This is a genomic window from Sporofaciens musculi (assembly GCF_009830285.1).
Classification (GTDB): Bacteria; Bacillota; Clostridia; order Lachnospirales; family Lachnospiraceae; genus Sporofaciens; species Sporofaciens musculi.
Genome location: NZ_WUQX01000001.1, coordinates 4,913,292 through 4,940,137 on the forward strand (window position 1 = coordinate 4,913,292; position 26,846 = coordinate 4,940,137).

Genomic DNA, 26,846 nt, shown 5'->3' on the forward strand with positions numbered 1-26,846 from the left:
ATTACTGCCTTTAAAAGACCTTTTTCTACAAAACGGGAGATAACAGTCTGCAGAACTGCTCCTTAATACGAATAACAAAATCTCTCTGCTCATATTTCTTGCGGGTAACCAGCGTACTCTTCGCAATATCATTCTCAAACGCTTCCATAAGTCTCTCTGTGGTCCGCGCACTATAGATGACTGCATTTACTTCAAAATTCAGGCTGAAGCTGCGGATATCCATATTGGCCGTCCCCATACAAGTAACCAATCCGTCCACACACATACATTTTGCATGAAGAAATCCATTGTCATAAGTATAGCACCTTGCTCCTGCCTCAATCATTTCCCCCAGATAAGAATAGGTGGCCCAGTAGACGAAGGGATGATCCGGCTTACAGGGAATCATGATGCGTACATCAATCCCTGATTTGGCCGCAATCTCAAGCGCATCCCTAATATCGTCGTCGGGAATAAAGTACGGAGTCTGGATATAAATATTCTTTCTTGCCATATGGATTAGCCGCAGATAGTTATTGCGAATCTCCTGACTGTGAGAATCTGGACCGCTGGAAATAATCTGCACCGGATCCCTGCCATTACGTACATAGGTAGGAATCTCAAAAAGCCGATCCTCCAGAAACAAATTCTCCCTAGCGGCATAGTTCCAGTCCAGGACAAAACGTACCGCAAGAGAAGTCACCGCCGAGCCCTCGATGCAGACGTGGGTATCCCGCCAGTAGCCAAACTTCCTGTCCTTTCCAATGTACTCACGTCCCACATTAAAGCCCCCAACGAAGCCGATTCTTCCATCTATGACCACAATCTTTCTGTGGTTGCGGTAATTCACACGAAGCTGCAGCTTTCCGAGCAGCGCTGGAAAGAATTCTGCCACCTTGATTCCTGCCTTTTCAAGACGCGCCCAATCAGAGTGACGCATTCCGCGACATCCCATACTATCGAACAGGACACGAATCTCCACACCTTGACGCGCCTTGCGCACAAGAACCTCCTCGATTTCTTTCCACAACTCATCGTTCTTTATGATGTAATACTGCACATGAATATAATTCCTTGCCCGATCCATTTCCGAAAGCAATGCCTGAAACTTCTCTCTCCCATCTGTAAAGATACGGATATCGTTGTTATCCGTCAGCACCGCCTCCGCCTCATTCAGATTATACAGGATCAGGCGTTTAAACCGGTCAAGCTCTGGGTCCCGAAGCCTTAGCTTCTTTCGGTAAATCGATTCCTCCTGCCTTCGCACAGCATACTTAATCTCCCCTTCTATCTCTTTCATCTTAAACATTCGTTCCCTACGGAAATTCTGCCCAAGAATAAGATAGAGGATGAAGCCCAACACAGGAATAAAGTACAAAAGCAAAAGCCATGCCCAAACCGTGGTGGGATTCCTGCGCTGAAAAAAAATGATTAGTAATGAAAATACTATATTAATTAAAAAGAGATGGTCCATCATCCATCTGTATACGTTAATGACCCCATCTCCCACTAATTCAAGCATCCACTACCTCCCTATGCTCTGATATTTCCTAAAATCGACTGTACATTCATAGCCATCTGGCTCATCTTCCTGTAATTAGCAAACTGAGCCTGCTGTTTTCCTCTGGCAACAGTTGCCGCTCCATGGCTTTGTGCCTCTGTGGCAATCCTCTGGCCAATATCCTCAGGCTTATCCTCCTTCTTGGCAAACATCTTCTCTAACTCTGAAATCAGTTGATCAAGCTCAATCAGAAGGTCTTTTACAACACTGGACATCTTCCAGAAATCTTCTTCTGCCTGCACTTCTCCGGCCCTTCTCAACTCACCTTCTTCTCCGGCAGCGCTTTCTTCTGTTATATTCTCTACCTTTCCTGCCGCCAAAGCCTCCTCTTTGGCAAGCTCCTTCGCCACATCCTCCACAAGCTGGTCGAATGTTTCCCGAAGTCGTCCAAGCTCCTCCTCCTTCGTCAGCTTACGGTAGCGCACTTCATTGCCGCCGATTACAAACTCCACACCGCTAAAATCGTCTCCAGTGCTGTCATCCAGCGTCCAGATCTCCCTGGTACCGTTATCATATCCATCTGCAATGTTCTTATACATGGAGCCATATGCATCCGCCAAACTCTCTGCATAGCTTCTTACAGTCTTATCCCCCTTGCCGGCAAGAGCCTCCTGATAACGCTTCTCCATCTCTTTGTAGAGCTTGCTGCTTACACCGTTGGTTCCGTTGAAATCAAGCCGCTGCAAAATATACTCCCTGCACACCCCATCCATCAGGGATAACCCGTCGTCCGTAATCTTCACAAAATCTTCATCGGAAGTCAAATACTCCACATCGTTCCCAATCTTGGCCAGCTTATCCCTGACATACCCCATGCCCTCCTGTGAAATACTGACCCGATCCGGCGTTGCCGCCCTCTGTTCTTCCAAAAATTGATCTGCGAACTCTACAATCTTCGTACCATTCTTAAATGTCTGAACCTGAGAATTATTCTTAATATTTAACTTATCCAAAATAAATGTATAATCGCCATAAATCTTCATAATCGCCTCTCCGTTTTCTCCCTACCTACAGGCTGCTGCTTTCCGCTGAAACTCCAAAGGAAATATTTCCCTTATCTTATATTATCGGCTGTGCTTTTCTGAAAGATAAGAGCAAATCCCATTCAAATCTCTTGCACATGCTGTCAAACAATGGTACAATGTGTGTCATGGAATATAGAATTTAGGAGGTTTACCCGTGAGTACATTTACCATTGTTATGCTTGTCATTCTGGTTATTTTAATCGCTGCGTGTATTGCATTATATTTTCTTGGAAAGAGAGCAGAGAAAAAGCAGGCAGAACAACAGGCCCAGTTAGAAGCCGTTGCACAGAATATGTCCATGCTGATCATTGACAAAGGGAAGCTGCGTCTTAAGGATGCGGGTCTCCCCGCCATCGTTGTGGAGAATACGCCGAAGTATCTCCGCCGTTCTAAAGTTCCGGTTGTAAAGGCAAAGGTTGGCCCAAGGATTATGACCCTGATGTGCGACGCAGATATCTATCCGCTGATTCCTGTGAAGAAAGAGGTCAAGGCTACTGTCAGCGGCATCTACATCACCGCAGTCAGAGGGCTTAGAGGCCCCCTCGAAACACCTCAGAAGAAGAAGGGCTTCTTAGCAAGAATGAAGGACAAGGCTAAACAAGCACAAAAGTAATATTAAAAGCATTGGCTTATTCATGAGCCAATGCTTTTATATTCATCACAATATTGCAGTCTGCAATCGTCTCACTGTTCACATCCAGAGCATAGTTCACATGGACGTCAATCTTCTCATCCGTCACATCCACCTGCATATCCTTCGTGTGCGTTCCCACCAGCAGATCGCCGTAAGGCGTCTCATACTGGGTAATATTCATCTTATCCCTCTCAAAAACCATATGAGTGTTGGACAGCCCACTCTTCATAATCTCCAGCTTGTCATCAGCAATACGCACCTTATTCCTGATTGTTCCCGCCATCCCTTCCACGACTTCATCATAGATGACATAATGCTTATTATTCTTATAATAATAGCTTGCCGGAGTAATTACTTCGATTGGCTCGTTCTCGTCATCTCCCGCTGCTTCGGCCGTCTCGTAATGCAGACCGGAAATTTTTAATAATACATCCTTTGTCATAATCTCACCTAATATTCTTCTATATTGACCAGCTTCGTTGCCGCCACATCATAAGACAAGATTGTATTGGCAAAATGTGTAAATTTTTCTGCCGCATCACTGACATAAAACTCGTAGGATGCCGCCTTCCCTGACGTATTCTCCTTCCCACTTTCACGCAGAATCTTCTTTACGTCCATGGCAGTCTCATACGCCGGATTCACAATATGTACCTTATCGCCAAAAAATGTCATAATCTTTGATCTCAGCAGCGGATAATGGGTACATCCCAAGATCATGGTGTCAATCCTTGTCTGCCTCATATCCGACAGATAGATCTCAATTACTTCCTCTGTAATCCTGTGCTTTGCGAAGCCCTCCTCCACCAAAGGAACGAACAGAGGGCAGGGCTTTCCAATCACAACCGCATCGGGCTTCATCTCCTTGATTACCTTGGTATAAGTCTCGCTTCGTATGGTGGCCTCTGTTCCGGCAACGCCAATGATTCCGTTCTTAGTCGCCTGAACCGCCGACCGCGCCCCAGGCACGATTACGCCGATTACCGGAATATCCGTCTCCTCCTTCACCGTCTCAAGGGCCAACGCACTGGCTGTATTGCAGGCAATCACAATCGCCTTTACTTCTTTTGTCTCAAGAAAACGAATAATCTGCCTGGAAAAACGTATAATATTGTCTCTGGACTTGCTTCCATAGGGCACCCTTGCCGTATCTCCGAAATAGACAATATTCTCCTGGGGAAGCTGACGCATAATCTCTCTCGCCACCGTCAGCCCTCCCACACCGGAATCAAAGACTCCAATTGGCGCTGTACTGCTTGTATTAGTCTTCACACTCTGAATCTCCTTCTATTAACACATTCGTACTATTCATTGTACCGCCTGTATCATAGAATTTCAAGGAAAACAAGATATTATTTCTCCTGGCTAATCATCCGCATTATCAAATCAACCGAACCTTGTATTCCGTAGCTTGCACTATTGATACAAAGATCATAATTCCTTGCCTTTCCCCAGTTACGTCCAGTGTAATACTTATAATACTTGATGTGGGCTTTGTCAAGACGTGTCAAGAGATGTCGCGCCTTCTTCTCATTCTCCACTTTCCGTACTTCCATAACCCTATGAATTCTCTGTTCTAACGGTGCTGTGATAAAGATGCTGATGTGGGGGATTCGATTGTTGGTCAGGATTGCATCAGCACACCTGCCCATCACCACAAAATCCTCTCTTTTCGCCATATCGCACAAAAGGTCGCTCTGGTTAAAGAATACTGCATCTTTTTTGGGCAGCCCATGATACCGGTTAAACTCCCTAAATTTTTCCTTCAGCGTTGATTTCGGCGCAGGTGCAAACGCAGGTATTTCGTTGAGATACTGCCGCTCATCCTTTCCATTCTTTTTATATGGATAACCGCCTCTATCGTGCACCGTACTCTTTTCTGCCTCCAGACGCTTTAACACTTCGTCAAATATCTCTACATCATAGTAATTAATCTTCAAGGTATCTGCCAGCGTAAATCCAATCTCGCTGCCGCCGCAGCCGTAGGTCCGTCCAATACAGATGATCAGATGATCACTGTCAGAAAAACGCGAGCTCAGATTCAATGCGTTTAACTGTGCCATCTTCTGATCCAGAATATCACCCTTGATAAAACTGGTAGGAAGCTCTGTCACCTCTTTCAGAATTGCATCGTATTTCCTCATTATTCTGCGGCGACTTTCATCATCAGGAATCGTTCGTGCCATATTACTAATCAGCGCCAGCTCATTTCTCAGGATATGCGCCTCGTTTCTCTCATGCATCATCCGGACAGTTTCCTCAATACAGTCCGCCTTTTTCCCGTTGAATACACGCCCCAGGGAGGAACCCAATTCCCGATATACTTCTTCATCCAGATCATAGATACGTCCGGCAAGCCCTCTTAAATCCTTTTCTTCATTTGCCATACAAACGTCCCCTCCTTATCTGAAAAATATTAATGTATCCAGCACAAATACCGGCACAAGAACCATCAGTGACCATCCGATATACCGGAAAAATGACGGCATATGGATACCATTTTCATCCGCAATCGCCTTTACCATGAAATTCGGCGCATTTCCAATATAAGTATTAGCGCCCATGAACACAGCTCCGCATGAAATTGCTGTCAAAACCTTTATAGGCACGACTCCCAGCGTCGTGGCAAGCCCATCCGTAAACCCACTTGCACCTGCCGTAGTCAGAAATACCAGATAGGTCGGCGTATTGTCAAGGAAGCTTGAAAGCACTCCTGTGGTCCAGAACATCTGATAAGGCTCTGTGATTCCTAAGTCAGCGCCCATTCCCTTCAATATGGCCAGCGCCGGCTGCATAGTGATAAAAATTCCGATAAATAAGGTCCCTACCTCCTTAATCGCCCCCCAGGTGAAGTGGTTCTTCTTCCGTATAACCGGAGCCGTGGTGCGGAATGAAAGGAACGCGGCAAGGAGAATAATCAAAATCTCTATAATCGCCGGAAAACTTAAGACCACTTCCCCGAAAATGTGGATTCCCCTCACATTTCCTTCTGCATCCTGAAACATCGGCTGATCTGGCAGGATTCCGCTTAAAACCACCGCCGCCACAATCATTACCAGAAAGATTAGGTTATGAAGACCTCGAATCTGAATCTTTGTTCCTGGCTTGCTGATATCCGGTTTTCTTCCTCTCGCCATGTCCCGACAGTATCGTTTCCGGTCAATCCAATAGAAAATAAATAAAAGCACAACCATGTTAAACAGCATAATCGGAAACAGATGCAGACTCCAGAAGAAGGGCACCCCTCTTGAGAAGCCCATCAACAGCGGAGGGTCTCCGATTGGCGTCAGACACCCTCCGATATTGGATACCAGGAAGATAAAAAACACCAGGATATGAGACCGGTTCCTGCGCCACGCGTTCATCTTAATGACCGGACGAACCATCAGCATACTAGCCCCCGTCGTCCCAATCCAGCTTGAAAGCAGGGTTCCTATGGTCAGAAGGATGATATTTACCCGCGGAGAACCTGCCAAGTCTCCCTCCATGGTTATATTTCCGGCTACACAGAACAGACCGAATAACAGTACAATAAATGTAAGATAATCATTTACCAGACATTCAAGCACCGTTTCTAACGCAGCCCCCACTCCAAAAAGAAAACCGAAGGGCAGTATAAAAAGAAGCGACCAGCCTGCTACTGCCAAGGCTTGATGGGATTCCCACCATTCTGCCTTCACCAGCGGAAGCACCGCAATACAGAACAAAAGTCCGGCAAATGGAATGCACAACCACACCGGTATGGGCTTCGCCGCCGTCTCCTCTGCGGCAAACACGGTCAGCGGGTTCAACGCCAGAACGGCAAGGAGGCTCACAAAGTAAGCAATACATTTTTTCAACATAATATCCCCCTATCCTCTTTACATATTCTCGGAAAAATCTACTAAAAATATTCCTGTGAAAGATTTATCAATTAACCCAAATATTATAGTCAAATCTTTCGTTTTATTCAAGAAGAAAATATACCAATTCTTGGCTCTGATTTGAGGTGGAACTATGCAATTTAGTTCAAAAAAGCCAGCCTCCTTCTGTGTGTAATTATAACATATCTCCTTGGATGGAGTATACTCTATTTAAATTCTTCATGAAACCATCTTCCCAAAAACGGTCAATGGAGTATAATAAGAGATAACTGATTGACCGTTTTAGTCAGCGAGGTATTCCCTATGAACGAGAGATTTTATACCCTTCCGCCTGAAAAGCAACAGCGGATCATCAACGCCGGCTTCCGTGTATTTTCACAGAATTCCTACCGCAAAAGTCCCATGCAGGAGATTGCGGATGAGGCGGGAATCAGCAAATCCCTTCTCTTTCATTACTTTCAAAACAAGAAAGAACTGTATTTATTTCTGTGGAACAAAGCGGCAGATATCACCTGCGAACATCTTGCCCTAAACCATTGTTATGAATCTACGGATTTATTTGAAATGATGGAGAGAGGCATGTACGCTAAGATTCAAATGATGTGCCGTTATCCGGACATGGCCGCATTTGCAATGAAGGCCTTTTATGAAAAGGAGCCGGCCGTCTATGAAGATATTCAGAGAAGCTACCGACAGCATTTTAACCAGAAGGCGGCGGATGCCCTTTCTCGGCTTAATCCTGATGATTTCATTCCTGGGCTTGACCTTGAAATGATGCACAGGCAGATTTACCTGATGTCCGTGGGCTATCTGTGGGAAATTGCACAGCGCGGCGCAGTTCTGGATGCAAAAACCCTTGAAAGGGATTTCTCAGAAATGCTTTCTTTCTGGAAAAATGTGTATCTAAGAAAGGAGTCTTTAAAATAAAATGGATGCGTTAAAAACTATTTCACTTACAAAATATTATGGCAAATCGCGGGGAATTCTGGATATGAACCTGACCGTTGAGCAAGGCGATTTCTTCGGCTTTATCGGGCCGAACGGCGCCGGAAAAAGCACCACCATCCGCACTCTTCTGGGACTGATTGCCCCCACCTCCGGAAGCGCACAGCTTCTGGGAATGGATATTCTTTGCCAAAAGGAGGCCATCCTATCCCATGTAGGATATATGCCCTCGGAAGCCTCCTTTTACCGCAATATGCGGGTAAAGGAGATCATAAAGCTCTCGGCAGACCTTCGGCACAGGGATTGCCGCGCTGAAGCAAAAAAACTTTGCGAACGCCTGGAATTAGACGTCACTAAAAAGATCCGCGAGCTGTCTCTCGGCAACCGCAAGAAGGTTTCTATTGTCTGCGCCCTTCAGCATATGCCTGACCTGTGTATCTTAGACGAACCCACCAGCGGGCTTGACCCTTTGATGCAGCGGGAATTCTATGCCATACTGGAGGAACGAAACCAAAAAGGCGCTACTATTTTCGTATCCTCCCATATTCTCTCGGAGATTCAGCGGTATTGCAGACATGCCGCCGTAATCCGTGAAGGGCGTCTGCTTGCTTTGGACAGTACGGAAAGGCTTGGACATACCGATACGAAAAGAGTCTGGCTGGGAGGCGTTCATGTGCCCCCTGACCTGCCGCATATGAAGGATATACAGACAGATGGAGATTCTGTCAGTTTTCTGTACGACGGCAATCTGAAGGAATTGCTGAACACTCTGTCTGCCCTTCCGCTGACAGATGTTTCGATTACCGAGCCGGATTTGGAGGAAATATTCATGCACTATTATGAGGAGGAGAATTGATATGACACTCATCAAACATGAACTAAAGCAGGGGTGGATGACGCTCATCGTCTGGACTATGGTTATTTCTTTCATGCTGGCGCTCTGTGTTCTGGTCTATCCAGAGATGGAGACACAGATGGGGGACGTCAGTTCTATGTTTGCAGAAATGGGGGGATTTTCTGCTGCATTTGGTATGGACAGACTTAACTTTGGTGAATTCATGGGCTTCTTTGGCGTTGAATGTGGCAATATTTTGGGGCTTGGAGGGGCTTTTTTCGCGGCTCTCCTTGGCATATCGGTTCTGGCAAAGGAGGAGAAGGAACAGACTGCAGAATTTCTTCTCACCCATCCGGTAAGCCGGCGGGAAATTGTGGGTCAAAAACTTGCTGCTGTATTGATACAGATTTTCTTGATGAATGTTATTGTGATTACTGTAACTTCGGCCTCTATATGGGGGATTGGAGAATCGCCAGATATGCGTCCTCTCATTTTGCTATTTCTGGCTTATTTTATCCTTCAAGTTGAGGTAGCCTGCGTATGCTTCGGGATGTCAGCTTTCTTAAGTCAGGGCGGAGTTGGAATCGGACTTGGCATGGCGGCGCTTCTTTACTTTCTTAATATTATCGCGAATCTGACAGACGGGGCAAAATTTTTGAAGTATGTTACGCCTTTTAGTTATACGGAAAGTGCAGACATTATCGCGGATAGGTGCCTGGAGGTTAAGTATCTGGCGGTGGGGATGGTGTTTACAGTAATCGGAGTGGGGATGGGCTTCTGGCGGTACTGTAAAAAGGATATTTTCTCGTAAGGTGGGTATAAACCTGGGTTTTATGGAGGGAGTGGTTCAGCTTCCTCCTTCGCTTTTCACCAGCACTCCTCCAACTCACTTTTTCTATCTTCCCAATCAGGCATCATCATTGTCATATAGCCATAAAATTTTTTAGAATGATTCGGACAAATAAAATGCACAAATTCGTGCAGAATAACATATTCAATACAATGCCTCGGCGCTTCTATGAGCCTGCTGTTAAGGGTAATGATTCCCCTTCGCGGCTGGCAAGACCCCCACTGTGACATCATATCCTTAATTTTTAGTTTCGGGTATAAAATATCATATTTCTTAAACCTCTTGTATACCTCGCCGCAAATCTCTCCAAACGTTTCCTCCTGCATCTTTCTCATCCAATCACTAAACAGTTTCTCCCTTTTTCCAAAATCCTCCTTTTCTTTGACGCATAAAAACACAAAAACTCCATCTGTCCAAACCCCGTCTTTTTCCCCTTCTCTCACTTTCAACCGAAGACACTTTCCTAAAATTTCAACACTCTCTCCACTGACATATCTTTTTATAGATGAGGATTGTTCTTTCAAATTCAACCTATATTTGTGTTGATTTCGATAAATATATTCCTGCTTCCGATACACAAAATCATCAATATATTTTACGGACACCTCCGGTTTAGCTGAAACAGAAATCTGACCGTCGGATTTTATTCTCAAATTTATGTTCTTCACATCTTTTCTTGTAAGACAATATTCAAGCACCCCTCTTTCGCAGACAACACTTCTTATCTCTGAGTCAAATTCCTTCAATCTTTAAATCTCCTTAACGCTGTCATCTTAACATTTTCAATCACTTTATCAATTATGTCAAACGGCAGACTTAATCTCCCCATACATTCATAGCGGTAGAACAAATCGTCAATATCCTGGTCAATCTTGGAATGGATGCTTATATTGTGCGTCCAATCCACCTTACTATGTTTTTCTATGATATCCGTAATCTCTATTGCAAGGTCCGCAACCAATTCCTGCTTTGACTGCTTTTTTCCCCCACAATATACACTCTCCTCCGCCATCCTGTCAGACTTTTCTGTTTTATCCAACTCATCGAATAATATTGCCCCTGTTACGCCATAAAAAGCCTGGGCATGGAGATTATCCTTTAATTTCTCCGGATATTTTATATCCGTGACACCGGCTGTATAATCCTCCATAATCGCACATATTCTGGAGTGATACTCCGCATCCGTTATAACTTTTTCTTGATACTGTCTTAAAGTCTCCTTAATACGTTTGGAAAAACTCTCATAGTATGCCGGATTTTCTTCATACTTTTCATGGATATTCTTTGCCATTCTTGAACGGATGGCGTCCGCCTTCGCGCTCAAAGTTCCCAGTTCCTCTAATTCTTTTTTCAATTCTGACCGATTCAAAATATCCACCGGCTCTGTAATCTGCTTCAATCCTGCAACCGATAAATGAGTATCCAGTAAATTCTGCATCTGTTTTTCGTATTCTTTATGGTCAATCCCATCACTATAACGTATTTTCACAGATCGTCTTATCTTGGAATAGAAGCCAAATGCATCCTGATATCTGGTTCGTTCCCCGCCTGGCATATTCTGGTACGCCTTCTCGGAATTCAATACTACGGTCAAATCTTTTCCAAAACTACAAAGCAAATGGTAGAAGTCATTTCGTATGGATTCATCTGCAAGAAGCTGTTCTATTTCCTCCGGGTCTTTGCTGTTATGAACAGGAAGAAATAGATTCTCCAGCCGAGTGTAAGACTGGCGCAAGTTAGCTACTACACCCATGATATCCACAATCGTCCCCTTCAAGTCACATGCATCAAACTGCTCTAAGCCTGCGCCGCTGTACATATTCACCGCGTCATCCAATTCTTGAATCAAGCCCCTGTAATCCACAATCAAGCCGTAATCTTTCCCTTCATGCAAACGGTTCGTCCTTGCGATAGCCTGCAAAAGACCATGTTCCTTTAATTCTTTATCAATATAAAGCACCTGGCATAAAGGCGCGTCAAATCCTGTTAAAAGTTTACTGCATACAATAAGAATATCGACATCCCCATCCACGAACCTGCTTTTGACAGAATCTTCATACGAGTCGGCGTCACCGTACCGCTTCATCATCCTATTCCAGTAAGCAGCAACCTTGTCGTCTATTCCGTCCTCTATATCGTCTACACCTTCGCGCATATCCGGCGGCGATATACAAACTTTACAGCTAAGCTCGCCAAACTGTTCAAAACATTCCAAATATGACACGGCGTCTCTCTTTCTGTTCGTCGCAAGCATAGCCTTGAAGCCTGTCGCCTGATATCCCGTGACAAAATGATTATTAATGTCAAGGGCAATTCGCTTGATTCTGGCTTCTGTCGATGTAAGCCGCTTCATGCTGCTCCATTTCCTTTTTAAATCAATCTTCTGCTTGTCATTTAACCGCTTCGTAGTCTGCTCAAACCATAAATCAATATTTTCTTCGTCTACCCTCTGTTCCACAAACCTGCCCTCATAGATTAAAGGGACAATCGCCTTATCATTTACACCGTCTATCAGCGTATATTTATGAATCGGCTTTCCGAACTTCGTCAAGGTATTCTTCTCTTTCTTCATCAGCGGGGTTCCCGTAAATCCAATATAACACGCATTCGGAAATACAACACGCATCTTTGCGGCAAGTTCCCCGTAATTAGAACGGTGGCTTTCATCTACGAGCACAAAAATATCTCTGCTTCGCGCCTTCAATCCGCTTTTTTCAACCGTGTTAAACTTATGAATCACCGTGGTTATGATATCTGCCTTCCCTTCCCGAATAATATCAATCAGATTCTTGCCGGAGGTGGCGCGCGCCGGCCTGCATCTGGTATGTGAAAATGTTTTGGCAATCTGCTTATCAAGCTCTTTCCGGTCAGTCACGATTGCTACCCTGGGCTCTAACTCCTCCATTTCCTCCAGTATATATTTGGCAAGCATTACCATTGTTAATGACTTGCCTGAGCCTTGTGTATGCCAGATTACTCCGCTTTGACGATTTCCCTCGTTATCATTCATGTTGACCGTTTTCAGTATCTCTTTAATGGCAAAATACTGCTGATATCTGCATATTTTCTTGACATTAGCATCATATACAACAAAATATTTCGTCAACTCTAATAACCGCCTTTTTGAAAAAAGAGAGATAATATTCTCATCCTGTACAGTTGGGGTTCTATCCTGAATGTATCTCTCTTTATTTCTGTCTAAAAACTCCTGGTCTTCTTCCTTCCATACACTCCAAAATTTCTTCTGTGTACCTGCCGTCGCATATTTTACAAAATTCTTATTGGTGGACATAACAAGCTGCACATATTTGAATAATTGTGGAATACAATCCTTCTGCTGGTTGCGGTTCATCTGTTCGATGCCTTGGCTTACATCATTCACCGGCGCTTTACATTCAATTACCGCAAATGGAATACCATTTACAAACAATACAATATCCGGACGAGCCATGTACTCGCCGTCGCTGCTTGTGACAGCAAATTCTTCCGTCAAATGGAACACATTATTTTCTATATTCTCCCAGTCAATATATTTTAAATCGAAGCTTAATACTTTTCCGCCGCCGACTGTCTCAGGGTAACTTCGTCCAAGCATAAGAGCATCATATATCTTCTCATTGGTTTTGATTAGGCCATCCGTTAAAGGTTCATCAAGTTCATCAATGGCACGCTCGATATTGGCGGATGAAAATTCTTGTTCTACTCCGCCAAATTCAAAGCGGTTTAACCTGCGCAGTTGATTGCGGAGGATTCCTTTCAATAGAACCTGGTATGTACTGCCTCTTAACTGCTTACAGTCTTTCGGGGGGATATAGGTATACCCCAGTCTTTTCAGTAATTCGATTGCCGGATGTTTGCTTATGTTTTTTTCTAAATATTTATCCTTATTCATTCTCTCACCGTTCTTTTACTTTTCATCCACTCGTACAATTCCTGTCAAGAGAAGCTGCATCATGGCTTTTTTCTCTAGTTTTATCTGCTCTAATTGTTTTTCTAATAATTCGATTTCTTTGTCTGCGGTAGTCAGGACTTTGGCGATTGCTTTTTGTTCTCTAATATCTGGTATTCTAATATCAAAATTTAGAAAATCTTTCTCCGATAATTCTTTTTGTCCTGTACCATTCGCTAAAAACTTTTTTTCTTAATATAATCAGTTTGACTTAAATAAAACAACAAAAAATATTTATCACAATATTCCTCTCTAACCTGAAAACTCATGATAGCATTAGAACATATAGTCCCATCATATTTATCATCAACTATAGCAATACTGCCGTGAAAATAATTTTGTTTACCTACTATAATTTCTCCTTTCCTTCTAATATAAAAAGGACGAGTATCCGCCATTTCTCGGATTGTATTTACAAATTCGATTCCTTTAAAATTCAATTTAATAGTTATTTTTTTGTACAACTTTGTATCAGCTACCCTCTCCTTTGAACCTTCAGACACAACATCTTTTATAAATACTTCCTTCCAAGCGGAATGAAATCCTAATAAACGCCTATTTCCAGTAAGCAAATTCTGAGCAAGCCATTTTTTTTTCTGCCTAACGTCTTCTAATTTTTTGTCCAATAATTGTATGATTCGATCATATGTTTCTAAACACATATTAATTTTTTCTTGTTCTTCTATTTCAGGAATAATAACTTTAAATGTTCCTAATTCCTTTCGATTAATTTTAGGCATTTTTGTTCTCATTGAACATGCTTGTGCCTGCTTATAAAAATATTTTGATAACATATAATTATATAAATATTTCTTTAAAACTTTTCTTTAACTTTTATAACATAACAATCAGCACTACAAATACCCTTATAATTCGGAATACATACTTTATTCAAATTAGGACGAATTTTACTGTATATAATACAATTTTCATCAAATTCATATTTTCCAGAAATTAGTCCCTGCTCAAGTGCTTTTTTCACGTTTTGAATTCTTCCTGTATCTCTCTCTATATTTTCTGAACCGATGTGAAACATACTTGCATACGGCTCTATTCTAGGATCTACTAATCCTCCCTCTATTATTGTCACATCTGAAAAAACTTCTAACTTCCACCTCTCTGGAATAATACCCAACTTAGTTTTCCTATACCCTTCTGGCACCTCCCCTCTCTTTATCATCCCAATCCGTTCTCTTATGTCTTCTCGCACACTCTCTCACCGCCGTTCTACGTTTTTCCAATCTCTTGCCTTCCTCTCACTCAATCTGCTTGATACTCTTTTTTGGCGTCGGCAAATTATCACTCATAACCCCAACTCCTTTAAATACACATCCATCTGCGCCTGCACTTCTTTTAATTCCCTCTCAATACTCGCAATATTTGCGCGCACATCCTCAATATCCACCATCTCCTCATCTTCAAACGTATCTACATACCGAGGGATATTCAGGTTGTACTCATTCTCTTTAATCTCATCATATGAAGCAACATAAGAATACTTATCTTTTGTCTCATATGCCTTATAGGCAGAAGCAATCGCCTCAATATCTTCATCCCGCAAAACATTCTGATTCTTTCCTTTTTCAAAATGCCCCTCCCCGCTGGCATCTATAAACAACACCTCCCGGCGGCTCCGATTCTTCTTAAACACAAGGATGCACGCCGGAATTGATGTCCCGTAAAACAAATTCGCAGGCAGCCCGATTACCGCGTCTAACAAATTAAAATCCACAATCTGCTGCCGAATCCTTCCTTCTGACGCCCCTCTGAACAGAACCCCGTGAGGCAGAACAACCGCCATCCTTCCGTTCTTGGCGTCAAGACAATTCAGCATATGGAGGACAAAGGCATAATCTCCCTTACTTGACGGCGGTACTCCCCAGTCAAAACGATGATACATGTCAAGTTCAGCCGACATCTTAGGTTTCTTTTTCTCATCCGTAGCATCCGGAAGAAATCCGCTGTCCCATTTATCCAGGCTGAACGGCGGATTCGCAACTACTACCTGAAACGTCATTAATTTATCGTCCTCTAAATTCTGTGGGTTCGATAATGTATCTCCCTGCCAGATTCTTGCATCGTCAATTCCATGTAAAAACATATTCATACTGCATAACGCCCACGTCTGCATATTCTTTTCCTGTCCATAGATTGCAACCTTTTTCGTATCAGCCTGCGTATACGCTTTCAGCAATAATCCGCCGCTTCCACAAGTCGGATCATAAATCCGGTCATTCACTTTAGGCTCTGCCAGCCTCGCAACCAACTTCGATACCTGGCTTGGCGTAAAAAATTCACCGCCCTTTTTTCCGGCGTCAGACGCAAAATTCGCAATCATGTATTCATACGCATCGCCTATGATATCATTACTCTCCAATACCGAAGGACGCAAATCCAGCGTATGGAAATCAGTCAGTAAATTCTTAAGAATTCCATTCTTCTCCTTTTTTTCACCAAAATCCACCGGCGAATTAAAATCAATCGCACGAAATACATTCCTTAATTTCCCACTATTGTGTTCTTCAATGCTATTCAACGCAATATTAATCTTCTGTCCAATCTCTGAGTCGTTACGATTCTCATACAGATAATCAAATGTTGCGTCTTCATCCAAAGTAAACGGCTCTCTCCCCATCGCTCTTTTCACTCTGCGCTCATCACCCGTATACTTTTTCATGTATTTCTCTTTTGTCTCTATACAAACGTCGCTTAAATATTTAACAAAAAGCATAGAAAGGACGTAATCTTTATACCTAGAGCTGTCAATCTTCCCCCTGAAACTATCGCAGGCTTTCCATAACACAGTCTCAATATCACTCTTTGTCGTCTTTTTCATATTCTTTATCCCTCATCTCTCTCTGAATTCTATCAATTGCAGTCTCATAATATAACTTCTTCTGTTCCTTTAAACGCTCTAACAAATCCAATTCTTTTTTCGCTAACAGATTCAGCCTCGCAATTCTTTGCTGCTGTTCCAAGCTAAGTATCTCTATATCAAGGCATGCGTATGACTTAGGCTTTATTGTTCCTATCATGATACTGCTGACATTCTGCGTAAGCTTTTCCCGTATCTTTTTCGTATTCAACAGCCAATACAAATATTCTGACAGCAGCCGATTGTCAGGACGTATAATCACAAAATGAGACGGAACCACAACTCCTTTCCATTCGTCATCAATCAATACAGCCGTATACGGCGTTGTAAGCCTTACCACAATATCTCCTGATTGAGTTAAATACTCTGCCGGAAGTGTTTCTTTTGCGCCAAAGTCTTCAACATATGTTCTCTCAATATATCCATCAGGATGAATAGAACGCAGATTTAATTGTTTATACCAGACCACTTCTTTACACGGCTGCTTCGCTTGCTTTCTCGCCATGACCAATCCGGTTTTAATCGTTGCTAATTCACTCAGCTTCACTTTTTACCTCCATTTGATTTTGTGATAAAATGTATATTGAAAAAGATTTCTGCATATGCTATAATGCCAATAGGCAAAAAGATGCAAAAAGTCCATGTTGACAAAGAAGCGAATCTCCAAACTGTATGGCGGTACAGTTTGGAGATTCTTCTTTTCTTTTATAGTGGCAAAGCACCCACTAGGCTATTTGTTGCTCATGTCGTCACTGTCCAGCCATTTGATGATGTAGTGGCAAGCCACACCAGCCATAACAGCAATAAAAAAAGATACAAAAAATTCCATATCGACACCTCCTCCCTGTTGCCGGGTATCGGTGAGCAACATAGAAATTATAGCATATTATTCCATTTACGTCAAATATTTTGTTATGTGTAAATTGAACATTAAGAAATCAACTTCCCATACCCCTTCCGATACTGCCCTGGAGTCATCCCCGTATATTTCTTAAATATCCTGATAAAATAACTCTGCGTCGAAAAGTATAGATACTGGCTGATAGCGGACAGCGTCTCATCGGAATGGGTAAGCATATGCTTAGCCGCCTCCACCCTCTCCTTTTGCACATAATCCACCATAGACATCCCCACCTCTTTCTTAAAAATCCGCGACAGATGGCAAGAGCTTAATCCCACAGCCTCCGCCACAGCCTCCAGCGTAACCTTCTCATGCAGATGAATGGTAATATAATGCAATGCCGCCTCTATCTTACAACTATATCCCTGCTTCTTCCTTGCGGCAACCGCACAGGTATATTCCCTGAACGCCCGGTTACTAAGTCTATTCAACTCCTCAATCGAAGTACACTCCTCCCCCTTCAAAATATAACTGTCGCTCATAGCATATGCCAATTCCTCCGGAAGCCCCCCATCCATGGCAGAACGGGTAAATATTGTGATAGCGGCAATCAGCATATTCTTCTGGTGGCGGAGTGCATCCCTTGACAGAACGCCTTCCGTTCCATCCGGAGGAAGCTGAGTCACAGAATCCATAAGCTCTACCCGTCCTTCGCGAATCACCCGATATTTTTCTTTTTCATATGCGTATGACATATGGGGCTGCGCCAGCTCTCTCCTCTCAAATATACTGTAACCTCTGTATGCCTCCAAAAAATCCTCTGCTTTCCTCATTTCAGCCCTCCCACTTCGTATACCGCTTACAGCTTCTTTATTTCTTTAGGCACAAAACAAAATAATTTTCATATAACAAGATTTTAACATTTTTCACAAGATATTACTATATATTCCTCCATACAACTGGTAAATTAATTTTAAGAATAATAACGAAAAGGAGACTTAAACCATGAAGCCAAGCGTAAAAGAACTCATCAGCCAAATGACCCTGGAGGAAAAAGCCGGAATGTGCTCAGGTCTTGATTTCTGGCACCTGAAAGGCATAGAGAGACTGGGAATCCCAAGCGTGATGGTAAGCGACGGCCCTCACGGCCTTCGCAAGCAGGACGAGGCGGCTGACCATCTGGGAATCAACGACAGCATCAAAGCCGTATGCTTTCCGCCCGCTGTACTTAGCGCCTGCTCCTTCGACCGTGACCTTATGCATGAATTCGGTGATGCAATCGGAAAGGAAGCTCAGGCAAACGACCTCTCTGTGGTTCTCGGACCCGCCGTCAACATCAAACGCTCCCCTTTATGCGGGCGCAATTTTGAATATTATTCAGAAGACCCCTACCTTGCTGGAGAGACTGCCGCTGCATTTATCAACGGGGTGCAGAAGCACCATGTCGGAACCTCGATTAAACACTTTGCCGCAAATAACCAGGAATACAATCGTATGAGCTGCTCATCCGACGCAGACGAAAGGACACTGCGGGAAATCTATTTTCCGGCCTTCGAGACTGCGGTTAAAAAATCTCAGCCCTACACAGTCATGTGCTCATACAATCAAATCAACGGAACCTTCGCTTCAGAAAATCCGTGGCTTTTGACGGATGTTCTGCGGGGCGACTGGGGCTTTAAAGGATATGTGATGTCAGACTGGGGCGCAGTCAACGACCGTGTCGCCGGACTAAAAGCAGGGTTAGACCTTGAGATGCCATCTTCTAACGGCGTCTATGACAAAGAGATTGTTGCCGCAGTAAAGGACGGTTCTCTGGATGAACGGATTCTTGATGAGACTGTCGAGCGCATTTTAAACATCGTATTTGAATACACAGAGCACCGTGAAAAACAAGAATTCACACTGGACGCTGACCACGAGCTTGCAAAGAAAATCGCGGCGGAATCCATTGTTCTTTTGAAGAATGACTCCGTACTCCCCTTAAAAGAGACGGAAACGCTTGCATTTATCGGAGAATTTGCTAAAAAACCGCGTTTCCAGGGCGGCGGAAGCTCTCACATTAACAGTTTCCGTGTCAGCAATGTTTTAGATGTGGTTTCCGAAAATGCAAATATTACTTATGCCAAGGGCTTTCCGGCTAACGCTGACATTTATGATGAAGCTCTGGCAAAAGAAGCGGTGGAGGCTGCAAAAACCGCAGATAAAGTTGTAATTTTTGCAGGTCTTCCCGACAGCTTTGAGTCCGAGGGATACGACCGGACACACATGCGTCTGCCTGACTGCCAGAACCGTCTGATTGACGAAATTCTTGCCGTTCAGCCTGATACAATTATCGTCCTGCATAATGGTTCTCCTGTGGAAATGCCCTGGCTTTCCCGTGTAAAAGGACTCCTGGAAGCATACTTAGGCGGACAGGCTGTGGGAGAGGCCGTGGCAGATATTCTGTACGGGAAATGCTGTCCATGTGGGAAGCTGGCGGAAACCATTCCTTACAAGCTGTCTGACAATCCCTCCTATCTTTCATTTGGAGACGGGGAAAATGTAACGTACCAGGAGGGGATTTTCGTAGGGTATCGTTACTATGACGCCAAAGAAATGCCGGTAGCCTTTCCTTTTGGGTATGGGCTTTCTTATACCAGCTATGCGTACAGTAATTTACGGATCGACAAACCAGAGATAACGGAGAATGATACAGTCACGGTTTCTGTGGATGTGACAAATACAGGCGATATAGAAGGAAAAGAAATCGTTCAGTTATATGTCCGCGACTTGACCGGCGCCGCCCGCCGTCCCCTTCGAGAGTTGAAGGGATATGAGAAAGTGTCCTTGAAGCCTGGTGAGACAAAGACAGTAAATTTTGTTCTGGATTACAGGAGTTTTGCATGGTATCACACAGGAATCAAAGACTGGTACGCAGCTTCCGGTGATTATAGGATTTTGATTGGCGCCTCCTCCCGTGACCTGCGGCTGTCTGAGAAGGTGCATTTGACGACACAGAAGCTGCTTCCTCTCAAGGTGCATATGAATACGACTCTTGGGGACTTGCTGGCTGATGAGCGTACCGCGGGATATGCTGCGGATTTTAAGAAGCAGTTGGAGGACATATTCGGGGCGTCTTCTTCTCAGGATAAGGGGGATGGGGATGTTGCCATTAGCGATGAGATGAATAACGCTATGATTGCATCCATGCCCCTTCGTAACGTTGTGTCATATGGGATGTGCGGGAAGAAAGAGCTTTTGGATATGATTGAGGAGATGAATCGGCTGTAGCCCGAATTTAAGTTTTTTACCACATACTGACACTTTATAATAATACTCGTCTAAATCTAATTTTAATAAACATTGGCAGGAGTAAGTTATTTGTACTCCTTACTCCTGCCAATGTGTTTATTCCTTTTCTATCTGTTTTTCATTTTGGTCATAATATAAGGTTTTTTGATAATTTCCTGCGGAATCGTACTGGAACTTTCTAAGGGCATATCCTTCCTTTCCATTAATCAGTTTATCATCCTTATCATAAAATGCCTCTGATTCCCACTCCCCATTTTCATTGTACTCATCTACATATACTGCATACCCGACGTCATCATTGAAAATAGCTTTTTCATCCGCACCAACATATTCTAGCTTTTTAGCATGAATATCGTCATAAGTTCTCCTTATACCTGCATATCCCAAGTCTTTCCGAATCACAAGTTGTAAGTCTGTGTTATAATATGCCTCCCATGTCAGACGGTCGTATTCGTCATAGATCTTATAGTATAACGCGGCGCCGAAATCTTCTCTCACTGCATTTTCTCCGTCTAATCCCAAATACCAGATATAAGTCTTGTTTCCCCGCTCATCATAGTTATAAGCAAATCCGGAACAGTGACTCTCTGTACTGATAACGCGCCCTTCCTCCGCGTCATAATAACCTTCCCTAACACATCTGCCATACTCGTCATACTGCTTTTTACAAATGGCATATCCTGTATCATTACGCACCATGATCTTTCCATCCGTATCAAAATATCGTAATTCTGTCAAATTCCCATTCACATATTTCTTTGTAAAAGAAGCATAACCTCCTTCCAAACAACCAATCGGCTGCCCCTCTGTCCCCAGATAGCTTACACATTCTTCATTTCCCAAACTATCATATTTGGAACGTACCTCTGCATATCCGAGATCCTCCCTTATGATTGGCGTTCCCTCCGTGCCAATATATCTGGTAGCCGTCTGATTACCTTTTTCGTCAAATTCATATTCATAACCTGCACAATGATATTCTGTATGTATTACAGGCTTCTCATTGGTTCCATAATAGCTGATAGCCGTTACCTGTCCAAAATCATCATAGCTTTTTTTATAAACGGCATAGCCCGTATCCTTGCGAGGAACCAGCTTGCCCTTTGTATCAAAATAACGGCTTTCTTTCAGTTTTCCATTTTCATACTCATTTTTACAAGAAGCATAACCTCCTTCTTTTTCTGTAGTTGGATCCTCATTGGAGTTAAAATAGCTTTCTTTTATCACATTTCCCTGGCCGTCATACTCATACCAAACATGAGCATACCCCAGATCACTTCTATAAAATAGGCTTCCATCCAAACCCGTATACCGAATGTGTGTCCTGTCTCCTCTTTCATTATAATCATATCTAAAACCTGCACAGTGATATTCTGTACTGATAATGGGGTTTTCTCCAATACCATAATAATCGATAGATATTTCCTGTCCATATTCATCATATCCGTATTGACGTATCGCTACTCCCATATCGCTTCGCAATACCAGTTTTCCATCTATCCCATAAAAACGTTCTTGGATTAAATGACCATCTTCGTATTTCTTTTCAATCGAGGCATATCCGCCCTCCTTATATACGGAAGGAGAATCCTCCGTGCCATAATAACTTACTCTTATCTCGTTACCATAGCGGTCGTATTCCGAGTGTACCTTTGCATAGCCCAACTCTGTATGAATCAATGGATTTCCATCAACGCCAATATAGCTGGTATCCGTCTGATACCCTTTCTCATCATAGCTATAATCCAATCCGGCACTGTAGGTGCTTTTGCTAATTACCGGCTGTTCGTCTGTACCATAATAACGGTAAGAAGTTCTTTGACCATACTCGTCATACTCCTCCTTACTAACCGCATACCCTGTATCGTTCCGAAGCACAAGATTCCCCTGAGCATCATAGTAACGGTTCTCGACCAGCCTGTTGTTCTCGTATACCATATTGCAATATGCAAAGCCTCCTTCTTTCCACAAAGCAGACTTACCGTCAACTCCGCGATAACCTAATTTTGTCTTATTCCCCCAATCGTCATATTCCCAGTATTCCTGAGCATATCCCCGCTCTCTGCTGCACATCTTGTTTCCGTCCAAACCTATAAAGCTGTTGCTTACCTTATTGCCTCTTTCATCATAACTATAATCATATCCGGCACAATGGTTCTCCGAAGAAATCACCAGCTTTGTATCCGTCCCATAATAACGAATCGAGTTACGCTGCCCAAACTCATCATAACCGTATTTACAACCTGCATACCCCAGTTCTTTTGACTGTATAAGTTCTCCCTTTAAATCATAATACCACTCCTCTGCCAGATTTCCGTCTTCATATTTTCTTTCACGGGATGCGTATCCGCCAGATTTCCCTATTGCTGCTTCTCCTCCTACCCCAAAATAACTGACTCTAATCTGATTGCCTAAATCGTCATATTCATATTCTTCATATGCATAACCCAAATCTCTGCGGCACATTGGCTGATTGTCCACACCGATATAGGTACTACGTTCATTATTTCCTTTTTCATTATATCTATAATCAAATCCGGCACATTGATATTTCGTTCCAATAATCAGCTTCTCATCTGTTCCATAGTAACGAATGGAAGTACGCCGATTATATTCATCGTAGCTGTTACGAACCATAGCATATCCTGTATCATTACGCAGTATCAAATTACCATTTTCGTCATAATAACGAGATTCAACCCAGTTCCCCTTTTTATATAAGTTTTCATAAGAAGCAAATCCTCCTTCTTTCTTTATAGCAGGTTGTCCATCCCTATCATAATACTCCACTTTCGACTCTTTTCCATCTTCGTCATAATAAATCTTCACATGGGCATACCCCAAATCTTTCCTAATGATTTTATCGTCTCCTTTAAGCCCCAGATACCAAACATCTGTTCTATTACCTTTCCTGTCATACGCATATTCAAAGCCAGCGCAGTGATGTTCTGTGCTGATCACAGGCTTGTCTTCGGTGTCATAATAACGTTCAGAAATCGCCTGACCGTATTCATCATATTCATACCTGATAATCGCATACCCCTTATCTTTTCGCAGCACTAACTTCTTCTGTGCATCGTAATAGCAGGCTTCTGTCAATTTACCTTTTACAAATTCTTTTTCTTCTGACGCATATCCTCTTTCCTTGTGCACTACTGGCTGTTCTTCTGCGTCAAAATATTCCGCCAATATCTCATTTCCCAATCCATCATATTTCGACTTTATATGCGCATAGCCCAAATCTCTGCGAACCATGGGCTTCCCATCCAGACCAATGAACCAGGTATCCGTTCGATTCCCATTTTCATCAAATTCATATTCATAACCCGCACAATGATATTCTGTACTGATCACCGGTTTGTTATCTGTACCATAATAATATGAAGCCGTCATTTGTCCAAATTCATCATATTTCAATTTTACAGCAGCATACCCTGTATCTTTTCGCAGAATCAGCTTTTTATCCATCCCCAGAAAATTTTTTTCACTGCACTTTCCTGTATCATTATATTCATACTCCAGAATTGCGCATCCTGTATCACTTCGCAAAATCGGCTTTTCTTCTGTGTCAAAATATTCTTCTCTCCGAAGGCGATTGTTATCATAAGTATAAACAATCCTCGCAACTCCTGTTTCTTTGTCCAGAACTGCTGTTAGTTCTCCGTCCCTGTATCCCTGATAATACTTAGCTTGTAAATGTCCGGCCTCAAATTCCTGAAATACTGCCGCGTAACCTGTATCATAGCGATTAACCGGACGTCCCTTTTCATCCTGATACCACATACAAATCAAATTGCCGTCATCCGCATATTCATATTCTATTCTTGCCACTCTGTAATCAGACCGGCCAATCGGTTTTCCACTCTCATCATAATATGCATCACGGGTCACAAAACCTCTCTCGTCATAATAACGTTCACTAATCGCATATCCCTTGTCAGGAAGTAAAACCAACTCATTGGACTCATTATAATAAAGCTTGGTTACCTTCTTCCCCTGATTTTCTTCTGAATGTTGAAAACACACATATGCATATCCCTTTTCTCTATTAACTGTCAGTCCGCCATTCTTATCCCGATACTCCGTACGTATAATTTCGCGGTTAAAACCATAAATATTCCTTTCCTCTGCATAGCCGCCGCTAAGATGACAAGGATTAGATTTCGTATCAAGATATAATTCTGAAATGAGATGCCTTTCCTGATCATAATGCAGCTTTTCTATAGCATACCCTTCCTCATTTGCTACCAAATTAGCGTTCTGATCATAATAACTCTTTTTTACAATTTTATTTCCAAGACTAACTTCATAATGAATAGAAGTATATTTTCTTACGTATTCTAATTCTTCGGCTTCTTCCTCATCCATATTCTTTCTTTGAGTCAGTTTCTTATCCCATTTCTGATTGTATTCTTCGGTTTCTTCTTGTCCGTCCGTCTCTATCGTAATTGAATTCTCATTTTCCCCTGCGCAAGTATCTTTTTCTTCTTCAAAATCATCTTTTTCTTCTTCAAAGGTATCTATCTCTGCAGTAGGTGTTCCAATGGGATCAAGAGAAATAGACAACACTTTTCCAAGTCCTGCTCTCTGTTTTTCAAATTTAATTACTCGGCTGTGATATCGGCTGTCACGAACCGGCTTTTTCCCAATCCCTAAAAACGTCTCCTGTGTCAAGGCCCCGTCCGTATATGTATATTGGTACATATATACTCCGTTTTCGTCACACCACCAGTTTTCTTTGCGGTCTAGCTGCTTACGCTCTATAATGTTGCCGTATGAATCATATTCCATCTTCTCACAGAAAACGCCGTTGAAGCCTTCTGTCCTATTCTTTCCTTCTGAATCGCTAAAATAACAAATACTATGCAGGTTATCGTCATCGTATTGAAATTTAACCGTCATAATCCCTTGCTTATTACAAACAGGTTCTCCGTCTGGATCAAGATAGCTCAATGTAGTCAGCCGCTTATTCTCATCATAAATATAACTTTCCCCATTTACGCCGTTCTGATTATTGACTCCTGGCCTGAGCCTGCGCATCCGTGGAAGCCCATCCGAATAGTAGCTTGTCTCTATCTGCCGTGATGTCATACCGCTCTCTCCCTTTTTTCCATCGGGAACCCGAAGCAGCGTTGAGTTAATAAGCTGGGGCATATCATCAGAGGAATAGAACTCAATTTCCATTAAATCATTTTTCGTTTTCTTTTGTTTTAAAAGCAGTTTTCCATCGTCACCGTAATAGTGCACCTCCTTAGGTGTCCGGAATTTATTTTTCCTGGCCGTAATATAGAACTCCTGTCCATAATCACGAAATCTGCTTTTATCTTTTTCATATTTATAGACCACTCTTGCCGATGGCTGAAAAAAAGACATATTGTATGCTGTTGAATACTCGCTCATGAGCTTCATTTGATGATAAGGCTCCTCATAGGTCACCTCAATACATTTCCGAAAAGAATACTCCTTAATTCTCCAATAACCTGAACGCTCTTTTCTTACGCTATATGAAAGAGGTTCTCCTACCCCGACAGGAATTCCATAAACTTCTGTCACGGAGGAATAATAAGATGTTCTATGCCAATTATATAATGTAAAGATAATAATAAGCACCGCGATACATACGGCCGACTTCCCCCATTTTGAGCCATGGATACAGCCCGTCAATTTTTGCTTTGCTTTACAGATTCCAACGACCATGCTTTGCAGACGCTCGTAACCAGCAATGCAGATAAAGCTCCAAATCATCATCGCCAAAGTGATTACAATGGCAAATTTACTCATGTAATATAATATTCCTTCTCCCTTATATTCCGCAATAGCAGGACCCGCTACGCCGCATGATACTGCTGTAATCATACTTCCCAATAACTCTAAAAATGTCTTGACATTCCCTTGCTCATGTCCATTTTCAATACTACTTTTGAGATTTTTCTTCCATCTGCCGACGGTTTTTCCTCGCAAAAACTTTTGACTCTTTTCTAAAATAACTGTTCTTAAAGAGTTCTTTGACTTTCCCTGCGTTTTTCTCAGCTTACTCAAAAATGTCTGAATCTTTCTCATTATTACGCTTCTCCCCTCTCTTTCAATCATTGTTCATGAAACAAAAAAAGTAAGCTAATAAAGCAGTCGATGACTGCTCTATTACCTTACTATTGATCAACTATATTTATTATAACACATTTCGACATATTCAGTCAA

At 42.7% G+C, this 26,846-nt stretch carries 18 protein-coding genes and 2 pseudogenes; 5 read left to right on the forward strand and 15 right to left on the reverse strand.

Annotated features, from left to right (window positions below):
* Positions 1-25: 25 nt before the first annotated feature.
* Positions 26-1,501, reverse strand: coding sequence for a cardiolipin synthase (cls, locus tag GN277_RS24980; RefSeq protein WP_159755115.1), 1,476 nt, complete (start codon positions 1,499-1,501; stop codon positions 26-28).
* 11 nt (positions 1,502-1,512) lie between these two features.
* Positions 1,513-2,523, reverse strand: coding sequence for a hypothetical protein (locus GN277_RS24985; protein WP_159755118.1), 1,011 nt, complete (start codon positions 2,521-2,523; stop codon positions 1,513-1,515).
* Positions 2,524-2,719: 196 nt separating this feature from the next.
* Here GN277_RS24985 and GN277_RS24990 point away from each other — a divergent pair, with 196 nt between their 5' ends.
* A complete protein-coding gene (locus tag GN277_RS24990; RefSeq protein WP_159755121.1) occupies positions 2,720-3,178 on the forward strand; it encodes a hypothetical protein in 459 nt (152 codons plus the stop codon).
* A 16-nt stretch (positions 3,179-3,194) separates the two neighbouring features.
* Here the strand turns inward: GN277_RS24990 and GN277_RS24995 are convergent, their stop codons facing one another.
* The 4 genes from GN277_RS24995 to GN277_RS25010 all read right to left on the reverse strand — a co-directional run bounded on the left by GN277_RS24995 (position 3,195) and on the right by GN277_RS25010 (position 7,041).
* Positions 3,195-3,641: a DUF1934 domain-containing protein gene (locus GN277_RS24995; protein WP_159755124.1), complete on the reverse strand. Its 447-nt coding sequence runs from the start codon at positions 3,639-3,641 to the stop codon at positions 3,195-3,197.
* A gap of 8 nt (positions 3,642-3,649) precedes the next feature.
* Positions 3,650-4,471, reverse strand: coding sequence for a glutamate racemase (gene murI, locus GN277_RS25000; RefSeq protein WP_159755127.1), 822 nt, complete (start codon positions 4,469-4,471; stop codon positions 3,650-3,652).
* 80 nt (positions 4,472-4,551) lie between these two features.
* Positions 4,552-5,586: a cytidylate kinase-like family protein gene (locus GN277_RS25005; protein WP_159755131.1), complete on the reverse strand. Its 1,035-nt coding sequence runs from the start codon at positions 5,584-5,586 to the stop codon at positions 4,552-4,554.
* A gap of 15 nt (positions 5,587-5,601) precedes the next feature.
* Positions 5,602-7,041 carry a sodium:proton antiporter gene (locus tag GN277_RS25010; RefSeq protein WP_204162794.1) on the reverse strand — a complete coding sequence of 480 codons (1,440 nt, stop codon included), beginning with the start codon at positions 7,039-7,041 and terminating at the stop codon, positions 5,602-5,604.
* 324 nt (positions 7,042-7,365) lie between these two features.
* On the opposite strand from GN277_RS25010, the gene GN277_RS25015 reads away from it, so the two are divergent.
* The 3 genes from GN277_RS25015 to GN277_RS25025 are packed head-to-tail and all read left to right on the forward strand — an operon-like array spanning position 7,366 to position 9,653.
* Positions 7,366-7,989, forward strand: coding sequence for a TetR/AcrR family transcriptional regulator (locus GN277_RS25015; protein WP_159755134.1), 624 nt, complete (start codon positions 7,366-7,368; stop codon positions 7,987-7,989).
* A 1-nt stretch (position 7,990) separates the two neighbouring features.
* Positions 7,991-8,863, forward strand: a complete 873-nt coding sequence (locus GN277_RS25020; RefSeq protein WP_159755137.1) for an ABC transporter ATP-binding protein — start codon at positions 7,991-7,993, stop codon at positions 8,861-8,863.
* Between the two features lies 1 nt (position 8,864).
* Positions 8,865-9,653, forward strand: a complete 789-nt coding sequence (locus GN277_RS25025; RefSeq protein WP_159755140.1) for an ABC transporter permease — start codon at positions 8,865-8,867, stop codon at positions 9,651-9,653.
* A gap of 56 nt (positions 9,654-9,709) precedes the next feature.
* On the opposite strand, the gene GN277_RS25030 is transcribed toward GN277_RS25025, so the two are convergent.
* The 8 genes and pseudogenes from GN277_RS25030 to GN277_RS25065 form a co-directional block, all read right to left on the reverse strand.
* Positions 9,710-10,438, reverse strand: coding sequence for a M48 family metallopeptidase (locus GN277_RS25030; protein ID WP_159755143.1), 729 nt, complete (start codon positions 10,436-10,438; stop codon positions 9,710-9,712).
* Complete coding sequence (locus GN277_RS25035) at positions 10,435-13,584, reverse strand: type I restriction endonuclease subunit R (protein WP_159755146.1); 3,150 nt, start codon at positions 13,582-13,584, stop codon at positions 10,435-10,437. The genes GN277_RS25030 and GN277_RS25035 overlap by 4 nt, the downstream gene beginning before the upstream one ends.
* 15 nt (positions 13,585-13,599) lie before the next feature.
* Positions 13,600-13,770 (reverse strand): annotated as a pseudogene (locus GN277_RS32510) (restriction endonuclease subunit S); the annotation flags it as partial.
* A gap of 47 nt (positions 13,771-13,817) precedes the next feature.
* Positions 13,818-14,444 (reverse strand): annotated as a pseudogene (locus tag GN277_RS31890) (restriction endonuclease subunit S); the annotation flags it as partial.
* 11 nt (positions 14,445-14,455) lie between these two features.
* On the reverse strand, positions 14,456-14,821 hold the full coding sequence (locus tag GN277_RS25050) for a hypothetical protein (RefSeq protein WP_159755152.1): 366 nt from the start codon (positions 14,819-14,821) through the stop codon (positions 14,456-14,458).
* A gap of 123 nt (positions 14,822-14,944) precedes the next feature.
* The gene (locus GN277_RS25055) at positions 14,945-16,477 is read right to left on the reverse strand and encodes a type I restriction-modification system subunit M (protein WP_159755155.1); all 1,533 of its coding nucleotides are present in this window, start codon (positions 16,475-16,477) and stop codon (positions 14,945-14,947) included.
* Positions 16,455-17,063 carry a restriction endonuclease subunit S gene (locus tag GN277_RS25060; protein WP_159755157.1) on the reverse strand — a complete coding sequence of 203 codons (609 nt, stop codon included), beginning with the start codon at positions 17,061-17,063 and terminating at the stop codon, positions 16,455-16,457. The genes GN277_RS25055 and GN277_RS25060 overlap by 23 nt, the downstream gene beginning before the upstream one ends.
* Before the next feature lie 383 nt (positions 17,064-17,446).
* Positions 17,447-18,190 (reverse strand): helix-turn-helix domain-containing protein, encoded by a 744-nt coding sequence (locus GN277_RS25065; RefSeq protein WP_159755160.1) that lies wholly within the window; start codon positions 18,188-18,190, stop codon positions 17,447-17,449.
* 172 nt (positions 18,191-18,362) lie between these two features.
* On the opposite strand from GN277_RS25065, the gene GN277_RS25070 reads away from it, so the two are divergent.
* Positions 18,363-20,627: a glycoside hydrolase family 3 C-terminal domain-containing protein gene (locus GN277_RS25070; protein ID WP_159755163.1), complete on the forward strand. Its 2,265-nt coding sequence runs from the start codon at positions 18,363-18,365 to the stop codon at positions 20,625-20,627.
* Between the two features lie 117 nt (positions 20,628-20,744).
* Here GN277_RS25070 and GN277_RS25075 read toward each other — a convergent pair whose 3' ends face one another.
* A complete protein-coding gene (locus tag GN277_RS25075; protein WP_159755166.1) occupies positions 20,745-26,708 on the reverse strand; it encodes an RHS repeat domain-containing protein in 5,964 nt (1,987 codons plus the stop codon).
* Positions 26,709-26,846 lie beyond the last annotated feature (138 nt).

What these genes read in the sequence shown, in the direction of transcription:
- cls (WP_159755115.1), bottom strand. Translation starts at nt 1,501, where the DNA reads ATGCTTGAATTAGTGGGAGATGGGGTCATTAACGTATACAGATGGATG.
- GN277_RS24985 (WP_159755118.1), bottom strand. Translation starts at nt 2,523, where the DNA reads ATGAAGATTTATGGCGATTATACATTTATTTTGGATAAGTTAAATATT.
- GN277_RS24995 (WP_159755124.1), bottom strand. Translation starts at nt 3,641, where the DNA reads ATGACAAAGGATGTATTATTAAAAATTTCCGGTCTGCATTACGAGACG.
- GN277_RS25005 (WP_159755131.1), bottom strand. Translation starts at nt 5,586, where the DNA reads ATGGCAAATGAAGAAAAGGATTTAAGAGGGCTTGCCGGACGTATCTAT.
- GN277_RS25010 (WP_204162794.1), bottom strand. Translation starts at nt 7,041, where the DNA reads ATGTTGAAAAAATGTATTGCTTACTTTGTGAGCCTCCTTGCCGTTCTG.
- GN277_RS25015 (WP_159755134.1), top strand. Translation starts at nt 7,366, where the DNA reads ATGAACGAGAGATTTTATACCCTTCCGCCTGAAAAGCAACAGCGGATC.
- GN277_RS25020 (WP_159755137.1), top strand. Translation starts at nt 7,991, where the DNA reads ATGGATGCGTTAAAAACTATTTCACTTACAAAATATTATGGCAAATCG.
- GN277_RS25025 (WP_159755140.1), top strand. Translation starts at nt 8,865, where the DNA reads ATGACACTCATCAAACATGAACTAAAGCAGGGGTGGATGACGCTCATC.
- GN277_RS25035 (WP_159755146.1), bottom strand. Translation starts at nt 13,584, where the DNA reads ATGAATAAGGATAAATATTTAGAAAAAAACATAAGCAAACATCCGGCA.
- GN277_RS25050 (WP_159755152.1), bottom strand. Translation starts at nt 14,821, where the DNA reads ATGATAAAGAGAGGGGAGGTGCCAGAAGGGTATAGGAAAACTAAGTTG.
- GN277_RS25055 (WP_159755155.1), bottom strand. Translation starts at nt 16,477, where the DNA reads ATGAAAAAGACGACAAAGAGTGATATTGAGACTGTGTTATGGAAAGCC.
- GN277_RS25065 (WP_159755160.1), bottom strand. Translation starts at nt 18,190, where the DNA reads ATGAGGAAAGCAGAGGATTTTTTGGAGGCATACAGAGGTTACAGTATA.
- GN277_RS25070 (WP_159755163.1), top strand. Translation starts at nt 18,363, where the DNA reads ATGAAGCCAAGCGTAAAAGAACTCATCAGCCAAATGACCCTGGAGGAA.
- GN277_RS25075 (WP_159755166.1), bottom strand. Translation starts at nt 26,708, where the DNA reads ATGAGAAAGATTCAGACATTTTTGAGTAAGCTGAGAAAAACGCAGGGA.